21 protein-coding genes, 1 tRNA gene and 2 pseudogenes are annotated in these 26,157 nt (G+C 66.0%); 16 read left to right on the top strand and 8 right to left on the bottom strand.

Annotated elements, in window-relative coordinates:
• The 4 genes and pseudogenes from GM672_RS28250 to GM672_RS06520 form a co-directional block, all read left to right on the top strand.
• Positions 1 to 259, top strand: a pseudogene (locus GM672_RS28250) (metal-dependent hydrolase); the annotation flags it as partial.
• Positions 260 to 278: 19 nt separating this feature from the next.
• Entirely contained in the window at positions 279 to 1,178 is a 900-nt protein-coding gene (locus GM672_RS06530; RefSeq protein WP_155469713.1) for an ion transporter, read from the top strand.
• Complete coding sequence (locus GM672_RS06525; protein WP_155469712.1) at positions 1,178 to 2,077, top strand: LysR family transcriptional regulator; 900 nt, start codon at positions 1,178 to 1,180, stop codon at positions 2,075 to 2,077. Before GM672_RS06530 ends, GM672_RS06525 begins: the two co-directional genes overlap by 1 nt.
• A gap of 117 nt (positions 2,078 to 2,194) precedes the next feature.
• A complete protein-coding gene (locus tag GM672_RS06520; protein WP_155469711.1) occupies positions 2,195 to 2,377 on the top strand; it encodes a hypothetical protein in 183 nt (60 codons plus the stop codon).
• Positions 2,378 to 2,411: 34 nt separating this feature from the next.
• Here the strand turns inward: GM672_RS06520 and tsaD are convergent, their stop codons facing one another.
• Entirely contained in the window at positions 2,412 to 3,443 is a 1,032-nt protein-coding gene (gene tsaD, locus GM672_RS06515; RefSeq protein ID WP_155469710.1) for a tRNA (adenosine(37)-N6)-threonylcarbamoyltransferase complex transferase subunit TsaD, read from the bottom strand.
• A 234-nt stretch (positions 3,444 to 3,677) separates the two neighbouring features.
• Here tsaD and GM672_RS06510 point away from each other — a divergent pair, with 234 nt between their 5' ends.
• Positions 3,678 to 4,088 carry a nitrite reductase (NAD(P)H) small subunit gene (locus tag GM672_RS06510; protein WP_155469709.1) on the top strand — a complete coding sequence of 137 codons (411 nt, stop codon included), beginning with the start codon at positions 3,678 to 3,680 and terminating at the stop codon, positions 4,086 to 4,088.
• Between the two features lie 56 nt (positions 4,089 to 4,144).
• Here GM672_RS06510 and GM672_RS06505 read toward each other — a convergent pair whose 3' ends face one another.
• Entirely contained in the window at positions 4,145 to 5,203 is a 1,059-nt protein-coding gene (locus tag GM672_RS06505) for a 3-deoxy-7-phosphoheptulonate synthase (RefSeq protein ID WP_155469708.1), read from the bottom strand.
• A gap of 74 nt (positions 5,204 to 5,277) precedes the next feature.
• Here GM672_RS06505 and ybiB point away from each other — a divergent pair, with 74 nt between their 5' ends.
• Positions 5,278 to 6,255, top strand: coding sequence for a DNA-binding protein YbiB (ybiB, locus tag GM672_RS06500; RefSeq protein WP_155469707.1), 978 nt, complete (start codon positions 5,278 to 5,280; stop codon positions 6,253 to 6,255).
• A gap of 365 nt (positions 6,256 to 6,620) precedes the next feature.
• Here ybiB and sodC read toward each other — a convergent pair whose 3' ends face one another.
• Entirely contained in the window at positions 6,621 to 7,163 is a 543-nt protein-coding gene (gene sodC, locus GM672_RS06495) for a superoxide dismutase family protein (RefSeq protein WP_155469706.1), read from the bottom strand.
• Between the two features lie 142 nt (positions 7,164 to 7,305).
• On the opposite strand from sodC, the gene GM672_RS06490 reads away from it, so the two are divergent.
• From GM672_RS06490 to GM672_RS06455, 8 genes are all read left to right on the top strand, one after another.
• Positions 7,306 to 8,514 (top strand): BaiN/RdsA family NAD(P)/FAD-dependent oxidoreductase, encoded by a 1,209-nt coding sequence (locus GM672_RS06490; protein ID WP_155469705.1) that lies wholly within the window; start codon positions 7,306 to 7,308, stop codon positions 8,512 to 8,514.
• Between the two features lie 200 nt (positions 8,515 to 8,714).
• Entirely contained in the window at positions 8,715 to 8,927 is a 213-nt protein-coding gene (rpsU, locus tag GM672_RS06485) for a 30S ribosomal protein S21 (RefSeq protein ID WP_005665410.1), read from the top strand.
• 140 nt (positions 8,928 to 9,067) lie between these two features.
• Positions 9,068 to 9,517: a GatB/YqeY domain-containing protein gene (locus GM672_RS06480; protein WP_155469704.1), complete on the top strand. Its 450-nt coding sequence runs from the start codon at positions 9,068 to 9,070 to the stop codon at positions 9,515 to 9,517.
• 64 nt (positions 9,518 to 9,581) lie between these two features.
• A complete protein-coding gene (gene dnaG, locus GM672_RS06475; protein ID WP_170299952.1) occupies positions 9,582 to 11,399 on the top strand; it encodes a DNA primase in 1,818 nt (605 codons plus the stop codon).
• A gap of 760 nt (positions 11,400 to 12,159) precedes the next feature.
• Positions 12,160 to 14,358, top strand: coding sequence for an RNA polymerase sigma factor RpoD (gene rpoD / locus GM672_RS06470; protein WP_371867038.1), 2,199 nt, complete (start codon positions 12,160 to 12,162; stop codon positions 14,356 to 14,358).
• Between the two features lie 139 nt (positions 14,359 to 14,497).
• Positions 14,498 to 14,576, top strand: a tRNA-Ile gene (locus GM672_RS06465).
• A 12-nt stretch (positions 14,577 to 14,588) separates the two neighbouring features.
• Positions 14,589 to 15,032: a hypothetical protein gene (locus tag GM672_RS06460; RefSeq protein WP_155469703.1), complete on the top strand. Its 444-nt coding sequence runs from the start codon at positions 14,589 to 14,591 to the stop codon at positions 15,030 to 15,032.
• A 235-nt stretch (positions 15,033 to 15,267) separates the two neighbouring features.
• Complete coding sequence (locus GM672_RS06455; RefSeq protein ID WP_155469702.1) at positions 15,268 to 15,873, top strand: DUF1287 domain-containing protein; 606 nt, start codon at positions 15,268 to 15,270, stop codon at positions 15,871 to 15,873.
• Between the two features lie 228 nt (positions 15,874 to 16,101).
• Here GM672_RS06455 and GM672_RS29710 read toward each other — a convergent pair whose 3' ends face one another.
• The 5 genes and pseudogenes from GM672_RS29710 to GM672_RS06425 form a co-directional block, all read right to left on the bottom strand.
• On the bottom strand, positions 16,102 to 17,403 hold the full coding sequence (locus tag GM672_RS29710; protein WP_155469701.1) for a permease: 1,302 nt from the start codon (positions 17,401 to 17,403) through the stop codon (positions 16,102 to 16,104).
• Between the two features lie 14 nt (positions 17,404 to 17,417).
• The gene (locus tag GM672_RS06445) at positions 17,418 to 17,735 is read right to left on the bottom strand and encodes a DUF2249 domain-containing protein (RefSeq protein WP_229417582.1); all 318 of its coding nucleotides are present in this window, start codon (positions 17,733 to 17,735) and stop codon (positions 17,418 to 17,420) included.
• Positions 17,736 to 17,835: 100 nt separating this feature from the next.
• Positions 17,836 to 18,519 carry an anaerobic ribonucleoside-triphosphate reductase activating protein gene (locus GM672_RS06440; protein ID WP_170299953.1) on the bottom strand — a complete coding sequence of 228 codons (684 nt, stop codon included), beginning with the start codon at positions 18,517 to 18,519 and terminating at the stop codon, positions 17,836 to 17,838.
• Between the two features lie 44 nt (positions 18,520 to 18,563).
• Positions 18,564 to 20,789 (bottom strand): annotated as a pseudogene (locus tag GM672_RS06430) (ribonucleoside triphosphate reductase); the annotation flags it as partial.
• Positions 20,790 to 20,901: 112 nt separating this feature from the next.
• Entirely contained in the window at positions 20,902 to 23,184 is a 2,283-nt protein-coding gene (locus GM672_RS06425) for a nitric-oxide reductase large subunit (protein WP_155469698.1), read from the bottom strand.
• A gap of 294 nt (positions 23,185 to 23,478) precedes the next feature.
• Here GM672_RS06425 and GM672_RS06420 point away from each other — a divergent pair, with 294 nt between their 5' ends.
• Both GM672_RS06420 and GM672_RS06415 read left to right on the top strand, forming a co-directional pair.
• Positions 23,479 to 24,732 (top strand): MFS transporter, encoded by a 1,254-nt coding sequence (locus GM672_RS06420; RefSeq protein WP_155469697.1) that lies wholly within the window; start codon positions 23,479 to 23,481, stop codon positions 24,730 to 24,732.
• Between the two features lie 24 nt (positions 24,733 to 24,756).
• Positions 24,757 to 26,142: a NarK family nitrate/nitrite MFS transporter gene (locus tag GM672_RS06415; protein ID WP_155469696.1), complete on the top strand. Its 1,386-nt coding sequence runs from the start codon at positions 24,757 to 24,759 to the stop codon at positions 26,140 to 26,142.
• Positions 26,143 to 26,157 lie beyond the last annotated feature (15 nt).

Genomic DNA, 26,157 nt, shown 5'->3' with positions numbered 1-26,157 from the left:
GGCCCTGGCGCCGCCGTGGCGTGGCCAGCTGGCCACGTTGCGGCAGCTGGCCAGGACCGACTGCCACGTCAATGCGTGGCTGCGCTTCGCGCGGATGCCGGCCGTCACGGCGGACGCAGCGAGCGACCTGCGCTACGCTGCCACGCCGCGCGGCAATTTCACGGCGCTGGACATCGCCGGCGCGGCCCGTGAAGCGTGCGGCGACGTGCCGCGCTGGGGCTACCCGCGCGCCGATCTGCTGAACCCTTCGCTAAGATAAAGCAGCTAAGATAAACGCCATGTCCGCCCAGCTCCGTCCCCCCAAGGCGCCCGCGCCGCCCGAACAGTCTACCGACCCGCAACAGCACCTCGGCAAGCCCGACGCGGGCTGGCGCGCCGAGGTGTATGAAGTGATCTTCGAATCGCACACGCCGGTCGGCCGCGCCTTCGACCTGGCCCTGATCGTCGCCATCCTGCTCAGCGTGCTGGCCGCCGTGCTGACATCGATCGAGAAGGTGGCGCGCGATCACCACGACTGGCTGATCGCGGCCGAGTGGTTCTTCACCATCCTGTTTACCGTCGAATACGCGGCGCGCATCGTCTGCGTGCGGCGCCCGCACCTGTATATCCGCAGCTTCTTCGGCATCATCGACCTGCTGTCCATCCTGCCCAGCTGGATTTCGCTGTTCGTGCCGGGCGCCCACGTGCTGCTGGACGTGCGCATCCTGCGCCTGCTGCGCATCTTCCGCATCCTGAAGCTGACCTTGTATATCCAGGAATACAGCATGCTGGGCGCGGCCCTGGTGGCCAGCCGGCGCAAGATCCTCGTCTTCCTGTCGGTCGTGTTCCTCATCGTCTTCCTGCTGGGCACGGTGATGTATGTGGTGGAAGGGCCGAAGCACGGCTTTACCAGCATTCCGACCGGTGTCTACTGGGCCATCTCGACGGTGACGACGGTGGGCTTCGGCGACCTGGTGCCGAAGACGGACGTGGGCCGCACCATCGCCTCGTTCATGATGCTGCTGGGCTGGGGCATCCTGGCCGTGCCCACCGGCATCATCAGCTCCGAGATCGCCCACCAGCGGGGCGCGCGCCTGATGGCCGGGCGCATCTGCGCGCGCTGCTTCACGCAGGGCCATGAGGAAACGGCGCGCTATTGCAAGCAGTGCGGCAAGGCGCTGCCGCCCGTGCAGTCCTGATGGACCGGCTGCACCTGATGACGGTATTCGTCGCCGTCGCCGACAGCCAGGGCTTCGCGGCCGGCGCGCGCAAGCTGGGGCTGTCGCCGGCGGCCGTCACCCGCGCCGTCGCCGCGCTGGAGGAACGCCTCGGCGTGCGCCTGCTGGAACGCAGCACCCGTCATGTACGGGTGACGGAGGCGGGCCAGCGCTACCTGGACGACTGCCGCCGCCTGCTGGCCGAGCTGGACGAGGCGGACGACGCGGCGGCCGGCCTGAATGCGACACCCCGGGGCCAGCTGGCGCTGACGGCGCCCGTGCTGTTCGGCCGCATGTACGTGATGCCGGCCATCGTCGAGTACCTGGGCCGCTACCCGGAAACGCAGGTGTCGGCCGTGTTCGTCGACCGTATCACGAACCTGCTGGAGGAAGGGCTGGACGTGGCCGTGCGCATCGGCGAGCTGCCCGATTCCGGCCTGCGCGCGCTGCGGGTGGGGCAGGTGCGCCGGATGATCTGCGCCGCGCCCGCCTATGTGGCCGCGCACGGCATGCCCCGGCATCCGGCCGAGCTGGCCGGACACACCATCGTTGCCAGCGTGGGCGCCAGCACGCAGCCGGAATGGCGCTTCCTGGAAGAGGGCGCCGTACGGGGCTACCGCATGCAGCCGCGCCTGACGGTCACCAGCAATGACAGTGCCATCGAGGCCGTGCGCCACGGGCTGGGCATGGCGCGGCTGTTGTCCTACCAGGCCGCGCCGCTGCTGGGTACGGGCGAGCTGGTGCCCGTGCTGGCCGAATTCGAGCTGCCGCCCGTGCCTGTGCATATCGTCCAGCATGCCGGGCGACATGGCGCGGCCCGGGTGCGGGCCTTTGTCGACCTGCTGGCAGCCCAGCTGCGCGGCAATCCCGTGCTGCAATAGGCATGAACAATCCGTCCATTCGGCGTGTAGCTTTTCGGCACCGAAATTTCCCAACGGAGTGGCAATGGCATGTAAATTGCTGGTACATTGTCTGTATAGACAATTGGGGAGACCACCATGAACGAGTCCGTTCACACCAATCACAAACCGGAAGTTACGCAGTCGGCCAAGCCGCTGCGCAGCGAGCGCATGGCCGCGCGCGGCGTGGATTTGCAAAAAAAGCATGTGCGCACGGGGGCCGTGGCCGCCGGTGGCCTGCTGGCCCTGGTCGGCCTGGCGGCCGTTCTGCTGGGTAGTTAAGGAACGTTGCAGGAACTGACGCCGTGCGGCGTCGTCAGACGACTTTCAGCTCGTCCAGCGGCCAGCGTGGCCGCACATTGAAGCCATAGTCCCGTTGTGCCGCCTGGGGATTGATCATCAGGCGCATGGCACCGGCAAACGCAATCATCGCGCCATTGTCGGTACAGAACTCCAGCTCAGGGTAATACACGCGGAAACGCTTTTTCGCTGCCGCCGCATTCAATGCGGCGCGCAGCTGGCTGTTCGCGCCCACGCCACCGGCAATGACGAGCCGCTTCAGGCCCGTCTGCTTCAGCGCGGCCAGGCACTTGGCCGTCAGCACGTCGACAATGGCGTCGACGAAGCCGCGCGCGATATTGGCCTTGTCCTGCTCGCACACATTGGCCGTTCCCGCCTTCTTGACGACGGTCAGCACGGCCGTCTTCAGGCCGGAAAAGCTGAAGTTCAAATCCTTCGAGTGCAGCATCGGACGGGGCAGCTTGTAGGCCTGCGGGTCGCCGAATTCGGCCAGGCGGGAAATGGCCGGGCCGCCCGGGTAACCCAGGCCCAGCAGCTTGGCCGACTTGTCGAAGGCTTCGCCGGCGGCGTCGTCCACCGTCTCGCCCAGCATTTCATACTGGCCCACGCCGTCCACCCGCATCAGCTGGGTGTGGCCGCCCGATACCAGCAAGGCAACAAAGGGAAACTCGGGCGGGTCCGACGCCAGCAGGGGCGACAGCAGGTGTCCCTCCAGGTGGTGGATGCCCAGTACCGGCTTGTCCAGCGCCAGGCCCAGGCTGCATGCAATCGACGAACCGACCAGCAGCGCACCCGCCAGGCCGGGTCCCTGCGTGTAGGCGATCGCATCGATGGCCTGGGGCGCGATGGCGGCGCCCGCCAGGGCCTCTTCCAGCAACGGGATGGCGCGGCGGATGTGGTCGCGCGACGCCAGTTCCGGCACGACGCCGCCGTATTCCTCGTGCATCGCCACCTGCGAATACAGGGCGTGCGACAGCAGGCCCCGGTCCGTGTCATACAGGGCCAGGCCGGTTTCATCACAGGAAGATTCAACGCCGAGAACGATCATGGAAACTGCTTACCAGGTGAGGGCAATCCGCCATTGTAATGGAAAGTGACGGGCTTCTCCGCCGCAAGCCACTGGCGGTGCCGGTCCGGCACGGGGCAGGGCGCACCGGCCCGGTGCGGTCCACGGGGCTTGCTGCTCCCCGATAGGGCGGCCGCGCCAAGGGCGGCGATGGTGCCTTGGCATCGCTCTTGCTAATTCCTGACGGTGGGCGGCCGTGCCGCCGAAGGAGAAGCAATGCCGCAACAATGGAAACTGGTGTGTAAGGTCAAGGATATCCCTGTCGGGGGCGCCTGCCTGGTACCACGCGGCCTCGCATGGCAGGAGCTGCCGGGCGTGGCCGTGTTCCGCACGGCCGACGAGCGCATCTTCGCGCTGCTCGACAGCTGTCCGCACAAGGGCAGTCCCCTGTCGCAGGGTACGGTGCTGGCCGAGCACGTGCAGTGCCCGCGCCATGCGTGGAATATCTCACTGGAAACCGGCTGCGCCGTCGCCCCCGAGCAGGGCTGCACGCGGCGCTACGCCGTCAAGGTGGAAGAGGGCAAGGTCTACCTGGACCTGCTGGAACTGAACGCCCCCGCCAGCCGCGCCGAAGCCGCCCTCGCAGGCACCTACGGCGTCGCCCCGCTCGCCGCGCTGCACCCCTGAGTTACCCTAAGCTAGACCAACCACCTCCAGAAATCCGGGACTGTCCCGGATTTTTCTTACGGACGGCGGCGCAGTTCGGCGTCGGCGGCGCGCAGCATCGTGACGGTGGTGTCCCAGTCGATGCAGGCGTCCGTCACGGAGCAGCCGTATTTCAGCTCGGACAGGTCGGCCGGGATCTTCTGGTTGCCCGCTTCGATATTCGATTCCACCATCACGCCCACGAGCGACTTGTTGCCGTGCACGATCTGGTTGATCACGTCCGTCATCACCAGCGGCTGCAGTTCCGGCTTCTTGTAGCTGTTCGCATGCGAGCAGTCGACGACGATGTTGGCCGGCAGCCTGGCCTTGGCCAGCGACTGCTCGGCGATGGTGACGGAGACCGAATCGTAGTTCGGCCGCCCGTCGCCGCCGCGCAGCACGACGTGGCCGTAGGCGTTGCCGCGCGTGCGCACTACCGACACATTGCCTTGGCCGTTGATGCCGAGGAAGGCGTGCGGGTTGGCGGCGGACAGGATGGCGTTGATGGCGATGCTGATGTCACCGTCCGTGCCGTTCTTGAAGCCGACCGGTGTCGACAGGCCAGATGACATCTCACGGTGTGTTTGCGACTCCGTCGTGCGCGCGCCGATGGCGGTCCAGGCGATCAGGTCGCCCAGGTACTGGGGCGAGATGGGATCGAGCGCCTCGGTGGCGGTGGGCAGGCCCAGCTCGCACACGTCCAGCAGGAACTGGCGCGCCTTTTCCATGCCGACGTCGACGCGGAACGAATCGTCCATGAACGGGTCATTGATATACCCCTTCCAGCCCGTCGTGGTGCGGGGCTTCTCGAAATACACGCGCATCACCAGCAGCATCGTGTCCTTGACTTCTTCCTGCAGGGCCTTCAGGCGGCGGGCATAGTCCAGGCCGGCGACAGGATCATGGATCGAGCAGGGGCCGACGACGACGAACAGGCGCTGGTCCTTGCGGTCCAGGATGTTGCGCAGGTCTTCGCGGCCCTTGGTGACCGTGGCCGAGGCGGCGTCCGTCAGCGGCAGCTTCGCGTGCAGGTCGGCCGGGGTCGGCATGGCAGCGAAGGAGGTGACGTTAATATTTTCGAGGTCTGGTGCAATCATGGTTGGGTCTGCTTCTAGCGAGGTTTTCTTTCGGGGATCGAATAGTGTAGCCGAAATAATGTAAGCTGTTTGCCATGAGCACTGAAACCATCGAAAACCGCTTTGTGGCGGCCCCGTTCATCAAGGAGATCGGGCGCGGCCAGAAGGGCGCGCGCGGCATGAGCCGCGCCGATGCCCACGACCTGTACCAGGCCATGCTGGACGGCCGCGTGTCCGACCTGGAGCTGGGCGGCATCCTGCTGGCCATGCGCATCAAGGGCGAATCCGTGGACGAGCTGGCCGGCTTCCTGCAGGCAGCCGAGGCGTCGTTCACGCCGTTGCGCGCGCCCGACGGCGAGTTCGCGCCCGTGCTGATCCCCAGCTACAACGGCGCCCGCAAGATGGCAAACCTGACGGCGCTGCTGGCACTGTTGCTGGCGCGCGCCGGCGTGCCCGTCCTCGTGCACGGCGTGCCGACCGATCTCGGCCGCGTGGCCACGGCGGAAGTGTTCGCCGAACTGGGCATCCACGCGGCCGCCTCGGCTGCGGCGGCCGAAGCGGCGCTGGCGGATGGCCACGTCAGCTTCATCACCATCGACACGCTGGCGCCGAAGCTGGCCTACATGCTGTCGCTGCGCCGCGTGCTGGGCGTGCGCAATTCCACCCATACCCTGGTCAAGATCATGCAGCCCTTCGCCGGCCCGGCCCTGCGGCTGGTGTCCTACACCCATCCGGAATACCTGGAAACCCTGGGCGAATACTTCACGACGGCAGCGCCGCACGAACGAGGCGACGCCTTCCTGATGCGCGGCACGGAAGGGGAGACGGTGGCCAACGCCACCAAGGCACAGAAGATCGACTGGTTCCACCGGGGCGAACGCACGGTACTGGTGGAGCGCCAGATGCTGGCCGAGCAGGTGCCGGTGCTACCGGAAGACAAGAGCGCGGCCGCCACGGCAGCGTGGATCAGGTCCGTCCTCGACGGCACCACCCCAGTGCCCGACCCCATCGCCCAGCAAGTGGGCCACATCATCGACACCGCCCGCGCGCTGCGGGTGCGGTATCCCGGCTAAGCCGCCAGCCTGTAACGCTGAGCCCGTGTCCACCCTGGGGTCAGACCCCGACAAAGACACGGCCTGAGCAGTATCGTCGGCTGAGTCGGTGTGCAGGGCTCGGCCTGGTCAGAGCAAGGACTTGCAAGTCATTGCCCCGTGCAGCGATGAGCAGCGCTTATCGAAGCCCCAATTACTCTCCGATGTAGAAACGATCTGGGCGGTATCGCCATAGCCGAAGCAAAGGCTCAGCCTGTGTCCATGTCGGGGCCTGAGCAGGGCAATGGCTTGCAGGCCATTGCCCGCTGCGCTGGCGATAAGCAGCGCTCATCGAAACCCCAGCTACGCCCCCACGGTGGACACGAACTTAACCGTAACGCGAAGCCTTACTTCGCGGCAGGCTCGCCGATAACGCCGCAGGCAATGCGCGCGCCGCCACCGCCCAGCGGAGCCGGTGCGTCGGCGTAGTTGTCGCCGCCGGCGTGGATCATCAGCGAGCGGCCCTTGACGTCTGCCAGCTTCTTCAGTTGCGGCGCGACGACCGGCTTCAGCGCGGCGCCGCTGCTGTCCACTTCCAGCGCCGGCAGGTCGCCCATGTGGCCGCCCTGGTTCGGGCCCTTGTGGGCATTGGTGCCGTGCGGGTCGAGGTGGCCGCCGGCCGCGCCGGCCGGGGCCGGCTTGCCGTTGACGGGACCTTCGCCGCAGCTGGCATTCATGTGCACGTGGAAGCCGCGCTGGCCCGGCGGCAGGCCTTGCAGGGCCGGCGTGAATTGCAGGCCGCCCGGGGTTTCCGTGATCGTCACGCTGCCGAGCGAGCGGTTGCCGTCGCTGCTGGCCACGGAATGGATCGGTACGGTGATCTGGGCATGCGCCATGGCGGAAAAGCCCAGTGCGGCCAGCGCGAGGGCAAGGCGGGTGGTTCGTTGCATCGTCAGCTCCTGTGGGTGTTGTTGAAACAAGCCAGCATACCGCAACTGGCAAGATTGCGGTCGCGCCGGCGTGCTGCGGAAAATTGTGTGCAGCGAGCACGGTCGCCCTCGCGTAAAATGGCGGGTTTGACCGGGGCGGATGATGGCGAAACAGTTTGATGTGGCAGTGATTGGCGCGGGCGCGGCCGGAATGATGTGCGCGGCAGCGGCCGCACAGCGCGGCAAGCGGGTCGTGCTGATCGACCACGCCACCAAGCTGGCCGAGAAGATCCGCATTTCCGGCGGCGGCCGCTGCAATTTCACGAATATCAATGCGGGGCCGGCCAACTTCCTGTCGGAAAATCCCCACTTCGCCAAGAGCGCCCTGTCGCGCTACACGCCGCAGGATTTCCTCGCGCTGGTAAAGAAATACCGCATCGCCCACCATGAAAAACACCGGGGCCAGCTGTTCTGCAACGACTCGGCCGAGCAGATCATCGAGATGCTGAAGGCCGAATGCGCTGCCGGCGACGTGCACTGGCGCATGCCGGCCAAGGTCGAATCGCTGGCGAAGACGGACACGGGCTTCCTGCTGCAGACGGACAGCGGCGAGATCGATGCCGCCGCAGTCGTCATCGCCACGGGCGGCCTGTCGATCCCGAAAATCGGCGCCACCGACTTCGGCTACCGGGTCGCCAAACAGTTTGGCCTGGGGCTGGTCGAGCCGCGCCCGGCGCTGGTGCCGCTGACCTTCGACGAGGCCCAGTGGCAGCCGTTCGCGTCGCTGTCCGGCATTTCGCTGGAAGTCGACGTGGAGACGGGGTCGCTGAAGGGCCGCAAGGCCACCGGCGCGCGCTTCCGCGAAGATCTGCTGTTCACGCACCGCGGCCTGTCCGGCCCGGCCATCCTGCAGATTTCCAGCTTCTGGCTGCCCGGCACGCCCATCGTCATCAACCTGCTGCCGGAAATGGACGTGGCCCAGGTGCTGATCGAAGGCAAGGGGACGATCAAGAAGCAGCTGGGCAACGTCATCGCCCAGTGGCTGCCGGCGCGCCTGGCCGAAGGCCTGCTGCAGGCCCACGGCTTCCCGCTCGATGCCCGCCTGGCCGACATGCCGGACGCACAGCTGCGCAAGGTGGGGCAGGCCCTGAACGCGTGGACATTGACGCCGAACGGCTCCGAAGGCTACCGCAAGGCCGAAGTGACGCGCGGCGGCGTCGACACGCGCGAGCTGTCGCAGCAGACCATGATGGCCAACAAGGTGCCCGGCCTGTACTTCATCGGCGAGACGGTGGATGTGACGGGGTGGTTGGGCGGCTACAACTTCCAGTGGGCCTGGGCATCGGGGATGGCGGCCGGGCTGGCGATCTGATATCATTCCGCTCCCGTTGTGACAGTTTCATCACGTTGCAACGATTCCTGATGTTAGCGGGGCAAGACAAAGCCCGACGTTTTCGGTTGTGGTGTCACCGCCCGCCGGGCCGGTTTAGCGTTCACGCCTGTTGCTAGTCTGGACAAAAGCTGCTAATATCGCTGTCTTCCTAAAAACCCTCTAACGGTTTGAATTTTTACATGACCACTATTCGCCTTAAAGAAAACGAGCCGTTCGAAGTCGCCATGCGCCGCTTCAAGCGCACCATTGAAAAAACCGGCCTGCTGACCGAACTGCGCGCACGCGAGTTCTACGAGAAGCCAACAGCAGAGCGCAAGCGCAAGCTGGCCGCTGCCGTGAAGCGTCACTACAAGCGCATCCGCAGCCAGCAACTGCCGAAGAAGCTGTACTAATTTCCGCTTCGCTGCGAGCCTGCCGACGGCGCATTTCGCCTCCCGGCTCGTTTGCGTGCGTGCACACCCGCTCCGGTTCGGCCGCAGCGGGTTTTCCTTTTTGGATTCCCGTTTTTTGATCCCACTTTTTCGAGGTCACCATGAGCCTGAAAGCCCAGATTACCGATGACATGAAGGCCGCCATGCGCGCCAAGGAAGCCGGCAAGCTGAACACGATTCGCCTGCTGCTTGCCGAAATCAAGCGCAAGGAAGTGGACGAACAGATCGAAGTCGACGACGTGCAGACGGTTGCTATCGTCGAGAAGATGATCAAGCAGCGCAAGGATTCGATCACCCAGTTCGAAGCGGGCGGCCGTGCCGACCTGGCCGATATCGAAAAAGCGGAACTGGTCGTGCTGGCCGCCTACATGCCGGCCGGCCTGTCGGACGACGAGATCGCCGCCGAAGTGAAGGCCGCCGTGGCCGAGTCCGGCGCTGCCGGTCCCCAGGACATGGGCAAGGTGATGGCCATCCTGAAGCCGAAGCTGGCCGGCCGCGCCGACATGACGGCCGTCTCCGGCCTCGTCAAGAAGGCCCTGGTTCCCGCTTGATATTGCTGCAAAAATGGGGTCTGTCCCCATTTTCTGAGCAACGTTTCGAGAAGACTGTACCAACGTGATTCCACAATCCTTCATCTCCGACCTGCTCAACCGCGTCGACATCGTCGACGTGGTGGGCCGGTATGTGCAGCTGAAAAAGGCGGGGGCCAATTTCCAGGGCCTGTGTCCTTTCCATAACGAAAAATCGCCCAGCTTCACCGTCAGCCCGACCAAGCAGTTCTACCACTGCTTCGGCTGCGGCGCTCATGGCACGTCGATCGGTTTCCTGATCGAATACTCCGGCATGGGCTTCGTCGACGCCGTCAAGGACCTGGCGCAGAACGTCGGCATGGTCGTGCCCGAGCAGGACGACAAGATTCCGCCGGCCCAGCGCGCGCAGATGCAGGCACAGAGCATGGCGCTGTCGGAGGCGATGAACCTGGCCGCCGAGTATTACAAGACCCAGTTGCGCCAGGCGCCGAACGCCATTGCCTACCTGAAGGGCCGCGGCCTGACGGGCGAGGTGGCGGCCCGCTTCGCGCTGGGCTACGCGCCCGAAGGCTGGGACAACCTGCGGTCGGTCTTCCCGGCGTATGACGCCGTGGCGCTGGTGGAAGCCGGCCTCGTCATCGACAAGGTGGACGAGGAAGGCCGCCACATCAAGCGCTACGACCGCTTTCGCGAGCGCATCATGTTCCCGATTCGCAACACCAAGGGCCAGGTCATCGCCTTCGGCGGCCGCATCATGGAACAGGGCGAACCAAAGTACTTGAATTCCCCGGAGACGCCTTTATTTTCAAAGGGTTCCGAACTGTATGGCCTGTTCGAGGCACGCCAGGCGATCCGCGATGCGGGGTATGTGCTGGTCACGGAAGGATATATGGACGTGGTGGCGCTGGCCCAGATGGGCTTCGCCCAGGCCGTGGCCACATTGGGCACGGCCTGCACCACGGTGCATGTGCAGAAACTGTTGCGCCAGACCGACACCGTCATCTTCAGTTTCGATGGCGACAAGGCCGGCCGGCGTGCCGCCCGCAGGGCGCTGGAAGCCTGCCTGCCTCATGTGTCCGACGACAAGACCATCAAGTTCCTGTTCCTGCCCGCCGAGCACGACCCTGACAGCTATATCCGCGAGTTCGGCGCCGAAGGCTTCGAGCAGCAGATCAGCGATGCGATGCCGCTGTCGCAGTTCCTGTTGCGCGAGGCGGCCGGCGAGCACGACCTGGACGAACCGGAGGGCCGCGCCCGTGCCCAGTTCGACGCCAAGCCGCTGCTGCAGGCCATGACGCCGTCGGCGTTGCGCCTGCAGATCGTGCGGGGCCTGGCGTCGATGACGCAGAGCACGCCCGGCGAGATCGAGCAGCTGTTCGAGCTCAGCAAGCCGGTCGCGGCCAGCCGCAAGGCGCCGCCCCGGGGCAAGCGCGAAGGCGCCGTGGGGCTGGAACAGAAGATCATCCGCGTGCTGGTGACGCATCCGTCGCTGGCCCAGCTGATGGACGAGGACGCGCTGGCCGCCTGCGGCCAGTTCGGCCCCGAGCAGGCCGAGCACCTGCGGCAGCTCGTGCAGCAGGCCCAGGCGCTGGGGCCGAACGGCACGTTCGCCGCGCTGGCCCAGCAATTGAAGGAGCTGGGGCCCGACTACGACGGGATCATCGGTGAAATCGCCGCCGCGCCGGAGCCGGAAATCGACACGGAACGCTTGTGGCTGGCCGCCACCGTGCGCCAGCTGAAACTGGAACAGGTAAAGGTCGAGATTAATATCGTGATGGATGCGATTACCGCCGCCGTCTCGGCAAAACAGCCGGCCGACGTTTTGATGGCGGGCTACCGCGAATTAAAAGCACTGGAAGGCCAGCTGCTGCGCGAACAGGAAGCCGATAAGAGTTATCGCTGACGTATTTTCGCCGCCGGCCGCACGTTCCGCTTCGGTCTTGCCTTTCTGGTATTCGAAAAGTGACGTGCTATAATAAAACGCTAAGTATTTGATTACTTTGGCAAAGTATTCAGTTCAGGATTTGTGTTTGTTTTCAGTGAGTTAGGCTCTCGAACGGCGCTGGGCCGCAGCGTCGGCGGGCGGGCCGGACAACAGTGGAACGGCGCGAGTTTCTTGTCGCCGAAGTGGGCGGAAATGCCCCGCCTCCAATGTCCGCTCTAGCCCCCGAGCGCAGTGATACAGTAGAATTTCTGCGATCTATGGTCGAACGTTCATGGTTGTCGTCGATCGCAGCTTTGTAGTCAGTCGGCTTTGCAAGCCGGATCGCGCCGATGACAGCGTCAGGTCTGTCGCCGGGAGACAGCCAGCAAGCGCCGCAGTTTGGGCAAATAGTTTGTAGCAGTGCCGTAGCATGGAAGGACCGTGGAAGGACCCGTGGAAGGACCCGAAAAACCGTTGCAAGCGGTAAGGTCCGGCAGGGAAAGGCCGCTGATGGAGACGGATGGCGGCAGGCCGGAAGTAAACGTGAAAGTGCAACAGGTTGGCAGGGCAATCCGAGGCGGGATATCGGCATCGTCTAACCCGTAGGGGAATCTGGCAAGACCCGCGCGCGCAAGGGCAGCGGGTCGAACGAGGTTCCCGTAAGCAAGTCGTTGTGACATCGAAAGCGCCTGTGCCAGCAAAGAAACCTGAAACCCAAGCGGCTGCAAAGCCCAGCAAAGTGACCACCCAGGCGGCCAAGACGGCCGACAAGCCGGAGACGCGTGTTGCCAACACGCCACCGGTGGTGAGTCAGACCACGGACGCCGCGGCCCTGGCCGCCATCGACACGTCCGGCTACGTGCTCCCGTCCGTCAAGGTACCGGGCCGGCGCGGTCGCAAGCCGAAGGAATTCCAGCCCGAGAACGACGAAGTCGCCGCGCTCAACGCTGTCGAGCGCGCCGAGCTGAAGGCCGTCGACAAGGCCAAGGCCAAGGACCGCAAGGCCAAGGAAAAGGCCCTGCTGAAAGACGCGTTCTCGTCCGACACGGAAGCGACCGAGGAAGAGCTGGAGCGCCGCCGCCAGAAATTGAAGACCCTGATCAAGTTCGGCAAGGAACGCGGCTTCCTCACGTATGCCGAGATCAACGACCACCTGCCCGACAATATCGTCGATCCGGAAGCGATCGAAGGCATCATCGGCACCTTCAACGACATGGGCATCGCCGTCTACGAGCACGCCCCGGACGCGGAAACGCTGCTGCTGTCGGACAATGTCGCCACCGTCACCAGCGACGACGAAGCGGAAGCGGCCGCTGAAGCGGCCCTGTCCACCGTCGACTCCGATTTCGGCCGCACCACCGACCCGGTCCGCATGTACATGCGCGAGATGGGCTCGGTCGAGCTGCTCACGCGCGAAGGCGAAATCGAAATCGCCAAGCGCATCGAAGACGGTCTGAAGGACATGATCCAGGCCATTTCCGCCTGCCCCGTGACGATCGCCGAGATCATCGCCACGTCCGACCGCATCCGTAACGACGAGATCAAGATCGACGAAATCGTCGACGGCCTGGTCGACGAGAGCGACGACCAGCCCGCCCCCGCCGCGGCCCCGCCCGCCACGGAAGACGACGAGGAAGACGAGGAAGAGGAAGAGGAAGAAGCCGAGGAAGAGGAAGAGGCCAGCCCGTCGGGCGCGGCCGCCGGCTACTCGGCCGAACAGCTGGAAGCACTGAAGAACACGGCGCTGGACAAGTTCAACGAAATCGCCAACCAGTTCGACAAGATGCGCAAGGCCTTCGAGAAGGAAGGCTACAGCTCGAAGTCGTACATCCGGGCGCAGGAGGCCATCTCGAACGAGCTGCTGGGCATCCGCTTCACGGCGAAGGTCGTGGAAAAGCTGTGCGACACCCTGCGTGGCCAGGTGGATGAAGTGCGCCATATCGAGAAGCAGATCCTCGACGTGGCCGTGAACAAGTGCGGCATGCCGCGCGCCCACTTCATCAAGGTCTTCCCGGGCAATGAAACGAACCTGGACTGGGTCGACGGCGAAGTCACCGCCAACCACGCCTACAGCGCCATCCTGGGCCGCAACATCCCGACCATCAAGGAGCTGCAGCAGCGCCTGATCGACCTGCAAGCCCGCGTCGTGCTGCCGCTGCCGGACCTGCGCAACATCAACCGCCAGATGGCGGCCGGCGAAATGAAGGCGCGCAAGGCCAAGCGTGAAATGACGGAGGCCAACCTGCGCCTCGTCATTTCCATCGCCAAGAAGTACACGAACCGGGGCCTGCAGTTCCTCGACCTGATCCAGGAAGGTAACATCGGCCTGATGAAGGCGGTGGACAAGTTCGAGTACCGTCGCGGCTACAAGTTCTCGACCTACGCGACGTGGTGGATTCGCCAGGCCATCACCCGTTCGATCGCCGACCAGGCCCGCACGATCCGTATTCCCGTGCACATGATCGAGACGATCAACAAGATGAACCGCATCAGCCGCCAGATCCTGCAGGAAACGGGTGCCGAGCCCGATCCGGCCACCCTGGCCATCAAGATGGAGATGCCGGAAGACAAGATCCGCAAGATCATGAAGATCGCGAAGGAGCCGATCTCGATGGAAACGCCGATCGGCGACGACGACGATTCCCATCTGGGCGACTTTATCGAGGACAACAACACCCTGGCCCCATCGGACGCGGCCCTGCACGCGTCGATGCGCGGCGTCGTCAAGGACGTGCTCGATTCCCTGACGCCCCGCGAAGCGAAGGTACTGCGCATGCGCTTCGGCATCGAAATGTCGACGGACCACACCCTGGAAGAAGTCGGCAAGCAATTCGACGTCACCCGCGAGCGTATCCGCCAGATCGAAGCCAAGGCCCTGCGCAAGCTGCGCCACCCGTCCCGTTCGGACAAGCTGAAAAGCTTCCTGGAAGGGAACTGAGCGCCGGCCCGGGCTCCCGTCACTAAAACTTGACGGGAGCCTGGCCAGCCTCTATTCTGCCGAGTTCGTTTGGTGCATCCCTTCCAACGAACCCGTGCAGGGCAGTCCCGCATCACCCTCACGCATCCGCAACACCTCAGGGCCTCTAGCTCATGCCTGGTTAGAGCAGCGGACTCATAATCCGTTGGTGCCCGGTTCGACTCCGGGGAGGCCTACCAATCAAATCGACGATGATCAGGTATCTCATTGTTGCTGCCGCATTGTACGGCACCACGAATGCGCAAGCAGAAATCCACGTCGAAACGGAATGTTATGTTCGCGTCCCAGCGGGAAAAGACAGCAAGCCGACCCGCATGGCGTTTCGCCGTTATGTCGACCAGGACCTGAAAAAGGAGGTCGGCGCCTTCGTGCAGCATGATGGCTCGACGGAGATCATTCCTCTGGTATTGGCCAGGCACGTCAGCACCGATACGGATTCCCCTGGCCTGGGCAATTACGAAGCCACTAGGACCGGGATCGTGGGCAAGAAGCCGGCTGGCGAGTACACCTTCGTCCAGACCGGTGCCGGGAATACGCAAGGCAAATACGTGCGCTATACCAATGCGAAAACCGGCAAGGCGGTCGTCTTCCAGCACACTGGGGACGACGACAGTTCGTGCAAGATCATGCGCTGACAGTCTGCAAGACGCCGCGCTTACACTCGTGATGCGCCTGCTCGCCGGCAGATTGCACCGGGCCGGCATCTTTTTCGGCGTTGACGGCGCCGGCGTTGCGCAGGATCATTCGTCATCGGGCCGAGTCGGGAAACGGTGGCCCTTGCGGCTTGACCGGACGCATACGCTATCGAGCCCGGGTCGATCCGGACAAGCTATCCTGCCAATCATGTCACACACGCCTGCCATACGTCCGATGACGCCACGCCTCCGGCTCCCGCTGCTGCTTCTGCTTCTGCGTCTGCTGCTGGCCGGCGTCATCTCGCTGCCGGCCCTGGCCGCAGCGCCACCCGATCTGGTCAGCGCCGCCCGCGGCCAGATCGGCGTCACCTTGCACTACGACGGCAGCTACCAGCGCATTGCCTATCCCAATGGTGACGTACCGCGGGACCGCGGCGTGTGCACCGATGTCGTGATTCGCGCCTACCGCGCCGTCGGGGTCGATCTGCAGCAGCGTGTGCACGATGATATGCGGCGGGCCTGGAAGGCGTATCCGGCCACCTGGGGGATGAAGGGGCCGGATCGCAATATCGACCATCGCCGGGTACCGAACCTGGCCACCTTCTTCCGCCGGCATGGCACGTCGCTCGAACCCTCGGCGCAGCTGCGGGATTACCGGGCCGGCGATATCGTCACGTGGCGCCTGCCGCAGGGACTGCCCCATATCGGCATCGTGGCCGAGGCGCGCTCGCCGCAAGGCACGCCGCTGGTGATCCACAATATCGGCGCCGGTACGCAGCAGGAGGACGTGCTGTTCGCCTTTCCCATCACGGGGCACTATCGCTACCCGGCCGCCAGGTAGCGGCATCACGATCGCCAGGTGGCGCCGCCCGCTGCCCACCCGCGCAGCCCCCGCTGCCGAACAACGCCGCCACCATCGGATCGCGCCGGACCGTCACGGGCCGCTGACGCAATGGCGACAGCACGTCGTCGCACAGCCGGTGGATACGATGGCCTTCGAGGCTGACCAGCACGGCGATGCGGCCCCCGGGCAGGGGTGTGAAGACAGGTTTTGCGAGACACAGCGGTTTCATGACGGGGCTCCGGGAGCAAGGGTAAAACTGGAGGGATTCGCGGCGCGTCCCGCACCGGGACCACAGGCGCGCAGGCCCGCCACCAGGTTGAGCCACCAGGCGATGCAGGAAACGGCCAGCGCCACGGCCGCCGGGCGTGCCAGCAGCGCCGGCCATCCGCAGGCGCCCGCGAGCAGGGCAAGCGCCGCCAGGTGCAGCAGGTACTGGAAGCGCGCACGCGCGTCGGGAATGATGCGGTGAATGGCCGGCAGCGGGGCGGCCGGTGCCGGCGTCGCATGGCGTGCGTGGTAGCGCGCCAGGAAAGGCACGATCTTGTACAGCATGCCGTTGATGGTGGAGAGCGCGAAGCCGGCGACGAGCAGCACGCCACGCAGCAGGTCCATCGCCGGCGAGGAGGGCAGCGCACCGGTGGCGAGCGCCGCCAGCAGGCTTGCCATGGCCGTGTGCCAGAACAGCGTCGGGGCGTCGGGCGCGGGCCGCTTGCGGCGCGCGAGCAGGAACAGGGTCGCGCAGGCGAAGGCAGCGTAGCCTGCGCCCAGCAGGACGAGGCCGGCCAGGCGGAACGCGGCCACCGGCAGCGACGCGGTAACCAGCAGCAGGAAGAGTGCCGTGGCAAAGCTGCCGGTCAGCCAGCGCGGATAGCATTCGGTGACGAGGAACATGGGCACGACCTGGAACGCGACGCCGATCACGAGCAGGCCGGTCCAGCCGAACAGGCCCCACATGGCATGCAGGTCCGTCACGCGCGCCAGCGGCAGCGTGAAGCGGCCCGGCCACGCATTCGCGGCCGCCAGCAGCAGGCCGAGGACGACGGTTACGGCCAGCGCGGCCAGCGCCAGGCGGATCGCCGTCAGCGACGCGTCCGCGCCGCTGGGGAACTGCTGCCACAGGCCCACCGTGCAGCAGCCGATCAGCAGCAGGAAGGCGCCCCCCAGCAGCAGCATTGCGGGCGCGAACAGCAGCGGCATGCCGGCGAGGAAGGCGGCGGCCAGCAGCAATGTTCCGGCGCACAGGGCACCGTGCAGCGCACGGCCCACGCGCGTGCCGCCGGCCACGGCGATGCCGGCCATGACGGGCAGGATCTGCAGCAGCGCGCCGATCATCGCCATGCACAGGCAGCCGAGCGTCAGCAGGTGCGTCAGGGCCAGCGTGACGGGCGACCAGCGCGTGGCGAGCGCCGCCTCGCCTTGCCACAGCAGCAGTCCGGCCGCCAGCAGGGCGAATGCCGGCACCGTCAGGAAGAAGCGCATCGGCAATGCCAGCGGCGGGGTCAGGTCGAACATCAGGATGCGTTGCATGGCCCGGCCGGCCCTCAGGCGGCGCGCGCGCCGTACGCCTGCCAGATCAGCAGTTCGTAGCGCCCGTCGCCCGTCGGGCAGGTGCGGTGGCGCAGGCCATGGCGCTCCAGCACGCCGTAGAGCGGGTGCGGTTCGCGGTCGATCAGCACGTGCAGCTTGCCCTCGTCGGCCAGCGTGTCGAGCGCGTCGAGGATGCACACCAGCGGCTCGGGCGCTTCCATGCCGCGCACGTCCAGCAGCGTGGCAGGCCAGTGCAGCGGGTCGTCGCCGTCAAGTTGCGCTGGACTGTTCCTGCACGACGGGGCCTTCAGGCCATCGTAAAACATCATCATGTTCTGTCCTTTCTCTTTGCGTTGGCGCCATTGTCTGCTCAGCTGTCGGCACAAATCCTTGACTTACGTCAAAGATTTCCAGTTTGGCAGCGGGGGCCGTTCAAGCGTGCCGCAGCAGGAAGCTGGGGAAGCGCCGACGCAGGCCGGCCACCGTGTCCTCGGGCGGATACGGCACGCCGGTGGCGAGGCGCAGCCGCGCGTCCGCGCAGCCTTGCGGGCGAAACTGCTGGATCACGTAGTGGACGACGCCAAGTGCGGCCAGCTCGCCGCCCATGCGCAGCAGCGCCTGTGGCGACAGCAGGTCCGGGTGCACCGTCGTGCGGCACTCGCTCGGCACGCCGCTGGCGATAATCGCCTCCACGCAGGCACGGGCGACGGTGCCGCTGCCGGGTACCCCCGTCACGCTTGCGTAGTCGTCGAATGGCGCCTTGATATCGAAGCCGACCCAGTCCGTCAGCGGCAGCACGGCGCGCAGCCGGTCGGGGTAGATGCATGCCGTGTGCAGCCCCACCTCGAAGCCCAGCGCCCGCACCGCACGCATCGCGTCGGGCAGGCAAGGATCGGTGGTCGGCTCGCCGCCGCTGAAGACGACGGCATCGAGCAGGCCGCGCCGGCGCTCCAGCGTGACGAGGATGTCGCCCCAGTCCAGCGCGCTGCGCACGGGGCGCGGCTGCAGGTGGGGATTGTGGCAGTAGGCGCAGCGCCACGCGCAGCCCTGCACGAACACCACGGCGGCGAGCCGGCCGGGATAGTCGGTGGCCGTGAACGGCGTGAAGCCGCCCACGTTGAGCAGGCGACCCGTCGTCAAGGCACCGCCCCGGCCGGCGCGATGCGCTTCTCGTCGAAATGAAGGCGCTCATGGAACTCGCCCTGCTTGCCCGTATTGAACGACGAGACGGGGCGGTGGTAGCCCATCACGCGGGTCCAGATTTCGCAGGGCTGGCGTTCGGGGTCGTCCGCCGACAGGGAGGGCATGGTTGGATCGGTCATTGTGTGCCTTTCATGGTGGGGTTGATGAGCAATCGTGCCCTGCGCTCAGGGTGCCGCCGCCAGCAGCTGCGCCTGCCGGCGCTGCAGCAGCGCCGCATCGCATTTCGGGCAGAACGGGTGGCTGCCGGACAGGTAGCCGTGCGTCGGGCAGATCGAGAACGTCGGCGTGACGGTGATGTAGGGCAGGCCGAAGCGGCCCAGCGCCCGCCGCACCAGGGCGCGGCAGGCGGCGGCGCTGGAGACGGCCTCGGTCATGTACAGGTGCAGCACGGTGCCGCCCGTGTACTTGCGCTGCAGCGCGTCCTGCCGCTCCAGTGCCTCGAACGGGTCGTCCGTGAAGCCGACCGGCAATTGCGACGAATTCGTGTAGTAGGGCATCTGCTCCGTGCCCGCCTGCAGGATGCCGGGATAGCGCTTGCGGTCCTCCCGGGCGAAGCGGTAGGTGGTGCCTTCGGCCGGCGTGGCCTCCAGGTTGTACATGTGGCCCGTCTCTTCCTGGAAGCGCAGCATGCACGCGCGCACGTGATCGAGCAGGCGCAGGGCCAGCGCGGTGCCGCGTTCGTCCGTGATGTCGTAGGCGTCGCCGCTGAAATTGCGGATCATCTCGTTGATGCCGTTCACGCCCAGGGTCGAGAAATGGTTGCGCAAGGTGCCCAGGTAGCGCTTCGTGTACGGGAACAGGCCGTTGTCCATATGGCGCTGGATGACCTTGCGCTTGATCTCCAGGCTGACCCGGCCCAGTTCCAGCAGCCGGTCGAGCGCGGCCAGCAGGGCCGTTTCGTCGCCCGCGTGCAGGTGGCCCAGGCGCGCGCAGTTGATCGTCACCACGCCCAGCGACCCGGTCTGCTCGGCCGATCCGAACAGGCCGTTGCCGCGCTTGAGCAGTTCGCGCAGGTCCAGCTGCAGGCGGCAGCACATCGAGCGGATCATGTTCGGCTGCAGCTCCGAATTGACGAAGTTCTGGAAATAGGGCAGGCCGTAGCGGGCAGTCATGGCGAACAGCCGCTCCGCGTTCGGGCTGTCCCAGTCGAAATCGGGCGTGATGTTGTAGGTCGGGATGGGGAAGGTGAAGGCCCGTCCCTTGGCGTCGCCTTCCATCATCACTTCGATATAGGCGCGGTTGAGCATGTCCATTTCGGCCTGCAGCTCGCCATACGTGAAGGGCTGTTCCATGCCGGCGATGACGGGCACCTGCCTGCGCAGATCGTCCGGGCAGGTCCAGTCGAACGTCAGGTTGGTAAACGGGGTCTGCGTGCCCCAGCGCGACGGCACGTTCAGGTTGTAGACCAGCTCCTGGACCGACTGCTTGACCTGCTCGAACGTCAGCGCATCCTTGCGCACGAAGGGCGCCAGATATGTGTCGAAGGAACTGAAGGCCTGCGCGCCGGCCCATTCGTTCTGCAAGGTGCCGAGGAAATTGACGATCTGCCCGCAGGCGCTGGACAGGTGCCGCGGCGGGCCCGACTCCACCTTGCCCGGCACGCCGTTCAGGCCTTCGGCCAGCAGCATGCGCAGCGACCACCCGGCGCAGTACCCGGCCAGCATGTCCAGGTCGTGGATGTGCAGGTCGGCGTCACGGTGGGCCTGGCCCACTTCGGGCGGATAGACGTGATTGAGCCAGTAGTTGGCAATCATCTTGCCCGACACGTTAAGGATCAGGCCGCCCAGCGAATAGCCCTGGTTGGCATTGGCATTGACACGCCAGTCCTGGCGATCCAGGTACTCGTTGATCGACGTCTCCACGTCGACCAGCGACTTGCGGTCCTGGCGCAGGCTGCGGTGCTGCTCGCGGTAGACGACATAGCGGCGCAATGTGCGCCGGTAGCCGGCGTCATACAGCACGCTCTCGACGTGGTCCTGCACTTCCTCCACGCACAGCGGTGCCTGGCGTGCCGCCTGCAGGCGCAGCACCGTGTTGTGGGCCAGTCGCTGGGCCGCTTCCACGCCGTATTCGCCGCTGGCGGCGCCAGCCCGGTACAGGGCCGACAGGATCTTGGCGGCGTCGAAGCCTTGCACGCTGCCGTCGCGTTTGACGATGCGCGTCAGCGCATCGGCCGACGCCATCTTTTTTGTGGTGCTGGTCACGATATCTCCTGGATTCTGGTTGATTTGCGGGGTTGCCCGGCCCATGCCGGCACCCGGTACGACAACAGCGTGGTTCTGCAGGTACCGTGCGTCACGGCGTGCGGGCGGCGTGCCTGGTGGTGGCCGGTACCGCCAGCACCGGGGCAGGGCGGCGCAGCAGGCGCCAGCCGAACAGGGCCAGGAACAGGCAGCCTGCGGCGAACACGATATCGCCCGGCACGCGCAGCCACACCAGGGTTTCCATCAGTGGCGAATGCACCAGCTCGGGCGAGCGGGCGTACCACATGCCATGCTCGATGCTGGCGGCGGCCTGCACGATCCCCGCCGGCACCAGCGAGATGAACACCATCATGGCCAGGCCCAGGTTCAGGCACCAGAACATCGGCTTGAGCAGCGCATCGGACCAGGCGGCGCGCGCCGACAGGCCCCGCAGGCAGAACAGCAGCAGGCCGATGCCGAGCATGCCGTACACGCCGAACAGCGCCGCGTGGCCATGCGCGGCCGTCATGTTCAGGCCCTGCATGTAGTACAGCGCGATCGGCGTGTTGATCGAGAAGCCCAGCAGGCCGGCACCGACCAGGTTCCAGAAGCCGACGGCGATGAAGCACAGGATCGGCCATTTGTAGGCCTGCAGCCAGGGCGCCGACTGCGATCGCCGGTAGTTGCGGCAGGCTTCGATGCCGATCATCGACAGCGGCACCACTTCCAGCGCGGAGAACATGCCGCCCAGTGCGATGACGAAGGTGGGCGTGCCGGTGAAGTACAAGTGGTGCAGGGTGCCGAGGATGCCGCCGAACAGGAAAACGATGGTTTCGAGCACGATGGCGCTGTTGGCCGCGGCCGCGCGGATCAGGCCGAGGCGCACGAACAGCAGTGCGATGACGGCGGTGGCGAATACCTCGAAGAAGCCTTCGACCCACAGGTGCACCAGCCACCAGCGCCAGTATTCGATCATCGAGTAGTGCGTGTGGCGGCCCCACGTCAGCGAGGTGGCGTAGAAGCCGCCGATGCACAGCGCGGCCAGGAACACCATGACGATCAGGCCGCGGCTCTCCGACGGCTTCTTCAGCGCGGGCATCAGCGCCCGGCCCAGCAGCGTGACCCAGAACAGCAGGCCGGCGAACAGCAGCACTTGCCAGACACGGCCCATGCTGGTGAACTCCAGGCCCTGGTTACCGAGCCAGAACGCGAACGCGCTGCCCTTGTGCTGCAGGGTGCCCAGCCAGCCCGACGCGGTGGAGCCGGCGACGATGAACAGCAGCGCGTAGAACAGCACGTCCACGCCCAGCTTCTGGAACTTCGGCTCATGGCCGGAAATGGCCGGCGCGATATACAGGCCCGTGGCCAGCCACGCCGTGGCGATCCACAGCACGGCGAACTGCGTGTGGATGGTGCGGCTGACGGAGAAGGGCAGGATGTCGCCCAGCGGGATGCCGAAGAAGCTGCGCCCTTCCACGGCATAGTGCGCGGTGATGACGCCCATGCCCACCTGCACCAGGATCAGGGCGATGACGACGAAGAAGTACTTGCGCGTGGCCCGCATCGACGGCGTCGCCTTCATCGCGAACAGCGGGTCGGCCTCGGGCGGCGCCGGATCATCCTGTTCCTTGTGGGCGGCGTGGAACCAGACCATCGCCGCGATCGCGGCCAGCATCAGGATGACGCTGGCGATCGACCAGATACCGGTGCCCGGGGTGGGGCGGTTGCCCACCAGCGGCTCGTGCGGCCAGTTGCTCGTGTAGCTCAGCCCCGGATGGCCGGGACGATCGGTGGCGGCCGACCAGGCCGACCAGAACATGAACGCGGGCAGCGCATCGAGGTCGGCGGGATCGGTCAGCACGCCGGTGGCCATCGCGTATTGCTTGCGCAGGTCTTCCAGCGCGGGGTCGACGCCGAACAGGGCCCGGTAGTGGCGCGCCACCTGGCGCACGGCGCTGGCGCGCTCGGGCGACAGCACGATGGTGCCACTGGCCTTGTCGTAGGTATTGCGCCGCATTTCTTCCTGTACGGCCGCATCGAGCGCGGCCTGGGCCGGCCTGGGCAGCGTGTCGAACGGGGCGGTATGGTCGCGGCGGGCCAGGATCTCGCGCAGCGCCAGTGCTTCGCGGTGCAGCCAGTCCGCCGACCAGTCCGGCGCCAGGTAGCTGCCGTGGCCCCAGACGGAACCGACCTGCTGGCCGCCGGCGGCCAGCCAGGCCTGCTGGCCCTGGTCCACCTGGCCTTCGTGGAACAGCGTAATGCCGTCGCTGGCGGCGACTTGCCTGGGAATGGGCGGCGCGGCAAGCCAGATCTCCGAACCCACCCAGCCAAGTACGGCAAAGGAGAGTGCGCAGATGACGGCGAGCCAGGTCCAGAGTTTGCGCGTGGCGTGCATGGCGGGGTTCCTCATCGTGATTGATCGTGCGGCCCGTTCGGCGAACCGCACGGCGATGGTAGGACGGGGCGGCCGGCGAAGCATCCCGGATGACGGTTTTCTTGACCCAGGTTATGAACGGCCGCACGCGCCGGTCCTGCCATCGGCCATCGGCATGAGGACTGTCGCCGGTGCCTAGTCATTTCGGCCTAGCCGGCTCACCTGATTGCTTGCCGGGCGGCCGACCTCCTGCCGATGGTGCCCGTGCTGCCGGCCGCGTACCCTGACTGCATCGATACGGTGTGCGAGGATGGAATGAAGAACGACACAAGAGCGCTACAGGTACTGACCAGCAGTACCTTCTCGTTTACGGTGTGCTTTGCCGTGTGGATGATGTTTGCGGTGCTGGGCATTCCCGTGAAGAAGATGCTGGGCCTGAACGAAACCCAGTTCGGCCTGCTGGCGGCAATGCCCGTGCTGAGCGGATCGCTCGTGCGCGTGCCGCTGGGGATCTGGACCGACCGCTTCGGCGGGCGCATCGTCTTTTTCGGCGTGATGCTGGCCACGGTGATCCCCGTCTGGCTGATCGCCTACGCCACGGCGTACTGGCAGTTCCTGGCACTGGGGCTGCTGCTGGGCCTTGCCGGCGGCTGCTTCGCCGTCGGCACGCCTTATGTCGCGCGCTGGTTCCCGCAGGAGCGGCGCGGCCTGGCGATGGGCATTTTCGGCGCCGGCAATTCCGGCTCGGCGCTGACCAAGTTCGTCGCGCCGGCCATCATCGCCGCGTGGGGCTGGCAGGCGCTGCCCAAGGTTTTCGCGCTGGCGATGCTGGCGACGGCACTTCTGTTCTGGTGCTTCAGCCATACCGACCCGGCCCACAACGTGGGCGGCACCACCAGCTTCGCCGCCCAGCTGCGCGTGCTGAAGGACCGGCGCGTCTGGCGCTACTGCCAGTACTACTCCGTCGTCTTCGGCGGCTACGTGGGCCTGGCGCTGTGGATGACGAAATACTACGTCGCCCAGTACGGTTTCGACCTGGGCCTGGCAGCGCTGCTGGCCGCCTGCTTCTCGCTGCCCGGCGGCGTGCTGCGCGCGCTGGGGGGCTGGGTGTCGGACAAATACGGCGCCTACAAGGTGACGTGGTCCGTCATGTGGGTGTGCTGGGTGTGCTTCTTCCTGCTGTCCTATCCGCCAACGAGCATGCAGGTGCAGACCGTCAACGGCCCGCTGGCGCTGGAACTGTCGCTGTCGCCGTGGGTCTTCACGGCGCTGCTGTTCGTCGCCGGCACTGCCATGGCCATCGGCAAGGCCTCCGTCTTCAAGTTCATCGGCGACGAGTTTGCCGACAATATCGGTGCCGTCTCCGGCGTCGTCGGCCTGGCTGGTGGCCTGGGTGGCTTCGTCCTGCCGATCATGTTCGGCGCGCTGCTCGACCTGACCGGCGTGCGCTCGTCGGCCTTCATGCTGCTGTACGGGACCGTGTGCGTGTCCCTGGTCTGGATGCATTTCTCGTTCCGGCCCACGCCGGCCAACGTGACCGCGCCCCTGGCGTCGCCGCTGGCGGCATAACCCCATTCACCCAAGGAGCACTTCATGAGCAAATACCTGATCAACACGTGGGAGCCCGAACTCCCCGTGTTCTGGCAACGGCAGGGCAGGAGTACCGCCAACCGCAACTTGTGGATTTCCATTCCGGCGCTCAGCCTGGCCTTCGCCGTCTGGATGGTGTGGAGCGTGGTGGTGGTCAACCTGCCCGTCATCGGCTTCACGTACAGCACCAACCAGCTGTTCTGGCTGGCGGCCGTGCCCGGCCTGTCCGGCGCCACGCTGCGTATCTTCTACTCGTTCATGGTGCCGATCTTCGGCGGACGGAAATGGACGGCGCTGTCGACCGCTTCGCTGCTGGTGCCGGCCATCGGCATCGGCCTGGCCGTGCAGGATCCTGCCACGGGGTATCCGACGATGCTGGTGCTGGCACTGCTGTGCGGCTTCGGCGGCGGCAACTTTGCCTCGTCGATGGCCAATATCAGCTTCTTCTACCCGAAGGCGCAGAAGGGCTACGCGCTGGGCATGAACGCCGGCCTGGGCAACCTGGGCGTGTCGGCGGTCCAGTTCATCGTGCCGCTGGTGATCACCACCGGCATCTTCGGTGCCATCGGCGGCGCCGCGCAGGTGCCCGTTACGCCGGGCCACGGCCAGGCCGTGTGGCTGCAGAACGCGGCCTTCATCTGGGTGCCGTTCATCGTCGTCAGCACCCTGCTGGCCTGGTTCGGCATGAACGACCTGGCTTCGGCCAAGGCCTCGTTCGCCGAGCAGGCCGTGATCTTCGGGCGCAAGCACAACTGGCTGATGTGCTGGCTCTACACGGGCAGCTTCGGCTCCTTCATCGGCTACTCTGCAGCCTTTCCGCTGCTGACCAAGACGCTGTTCCCCGACGTCGATCCGCTGCGCTACGCCTTCCTCGGCCCCCTGGTCGGCGCGCTGGCCCGCGTCGCCGGCGGCATCGTCGCCGACAAGCTGGGCGGCGCACGCGTGACGCTGTGGACCTTCGCCGGCATGATCGCCGCCGTCTTCGGCGTCGTCGCCTTCCTGCCGCAGGCCGGCAGCCCCGGCAGCTTCACGGGCTTCTTCTGGATGTTCATGCTGCTGTTCGCCGGTACCGGCATCGGCAACGCGTCGACCTTCCGCATGATTCCCATTATCTTCATGACGCAGCACCAGCGCGCCGCCGCCGGCAAGCCGAAGGCCGCGCAGGACCAGGCCATCGTCGACGCCAACAAGGAAAGCGCCGCCGTGCTGGGCTTCACGTCCGCCGTTGCCGCCTACGGCGCCTTCTTCATTCCGAAAAGCTATGGCACGTCGATCGCGCTGACGGGTCGGCCCGATGCCGCGCTGTACTGCTTCATCGCCTACTACGCCACCTGCATCGCCATCACGTGGTGGTGCTACGCGCGGCGGAACGCGCCGATGCCCTGCTGATCCGCCGGAGAGTCC

The organism is Pseudoduganella buxea, from assembly GCF_009720835.1.
GTDB classification, from domain to species: Bacteria; Pseudomonadota; Gammaproteobacteria; order Burkholderiales; family Burkholderiaceae_D; genus Rugamonas; species Rugamonas buxea.
This window is presented reverse-complemented; position numbering and strand designations above follow the sequence as displayed.

What these genes read in the sequence shown, in the direction of transcription:
- GM672_RS06530 (WP_155469713.1), top strand. Translation starts at nt 279, where the DNA reads ATGTCCGCCCAGCTCCGTCCCCCCAAGGCGCCCGCGCCGCCCGAACAG.
- GM672_RS06525 (WP_155469712.1), top strand. Translation starts at nt 1,178, where the DNA reads ATGGACCGGCTGCACCTGATGACGGTATTCGTCGCCGTCGCCGACAGC.
- GM672_RS06520 (WP_155469711.1), top strand. Translation starts at nt 2,195, where the DNA reads ATGAACGAGTCCGTTCACACCAATCACAAACCGGAAGTTACGCAGTCG.
- tsaD (WP_155469710.1), bottom strand. Translation starts at nt 3,443, where the DNA reads ATGATCGTTCTCGGCGTTGAATCTTCCTGTGATGAAACCGGCCTGGCC.
- GM672_RS06510 (WP_155469709.1), top strand. Translation starts at nt 3,678, where the DNA reads ATGCCGCAACAATGGAAACTGGTGTGTAAGGTCAAGGATATCCCTGTC.
- GM672_RS06505 (WP_155469708.1), bottom strand. Translation starts at nt 5,203, where the DNA reads ATGATTGCACCAGACCTCGAAAATATTAACGTCACCTCCTTCGCTGCC.
- ybiB (WP_155469707.1), top strand. Translation starts at nt 5,278, where the DNA reads ATGAGCACTGAAACCATCGAAAACCGCTTTGTGGCGGCCCCGTTCATC.
- sodC (WP_155469706.1), bottom strand. Translation starts at nt 7,163, where the DNA reads ATGCAACGAACCACCCGCCTTGCCCTCGCGCTGGCCGCACTGGGCTTT.
- GM672_RS06490 (WP_155469705.1), top strand. Translation starts at nt 7,306, where the DNA reads ATGGCGAAACAGTTTGATGTGGCAGTGATTGGCGCGGGCGCGGCCGGA.
- rpsU (WP_005665410.1), top strand. Translation starts at nt 8,715, where the DNA reads ATGACCACTATTCGCCTTAAAGAAAACGAGCCGTTCGAAGTCGCCATG.
- GM672_RS06480 (WP_155469704.1), top strand. Translation starts at nt 9,068, where the DNA reads ATGAGCCTGAAAGCCCAGATTACCGATGACATGAAGGCCGCCATGCGC.
- GM672_RS06460 (WP_155469703.1), top strand. Translation starts at nt 14,589, where the DNA reads ATGATCAGGTATCTCATTGTTGCTGCCGCATTGTACGGCACCACGAAT.
- GM672_RS06455 (WP_155469702.1), top strand. Translation starts at nt 15,268, where the DNA reads ATGACGCCACGCCTCCGGCTCCCGCTGCTGCTTCTGCTTCTGCGTCTG.
- GM672_RS29710 (WP_155469701.1), bottom strand. Translation starts at nt 17,403, where the DNA reads ATGCAACGCATCCTGATGTTCGACCTGACCCCGCCGCTGGCATTGCCG.
- GM672_RS06445 (WP_229417582.1), bottom strand. Translation starts at nt 17,735, where the DNA reads ATGATGATGTTTTACGATGGCCTGAAGGCCCCGTCGTGCAGGAACAGT.
- GM672_RS06425 (WP_155469698.1), bottom strand. Translation starts at nt 23,184, where the DNA reads ATGCACGCCACGCGCAAACTCTGGACCTGGCTCGCCGTCATCTGCGCA.
- GM672_RS06420 (WP_155469697.1), top strand. Translation starts at nt 23,479, where the DNA reads ATGAAGAACGACACAAGAGCGCTACAGGTACTGACCAGCAGTACCTTC.
- GM672_RS06415 (WP_155469696.1), top strand. Translation starts at nt 24,757, where the DNA reads ATGAGCAAATACCTGATCAACACGTGGGAGCCCGAACTCCCCGTGTTC.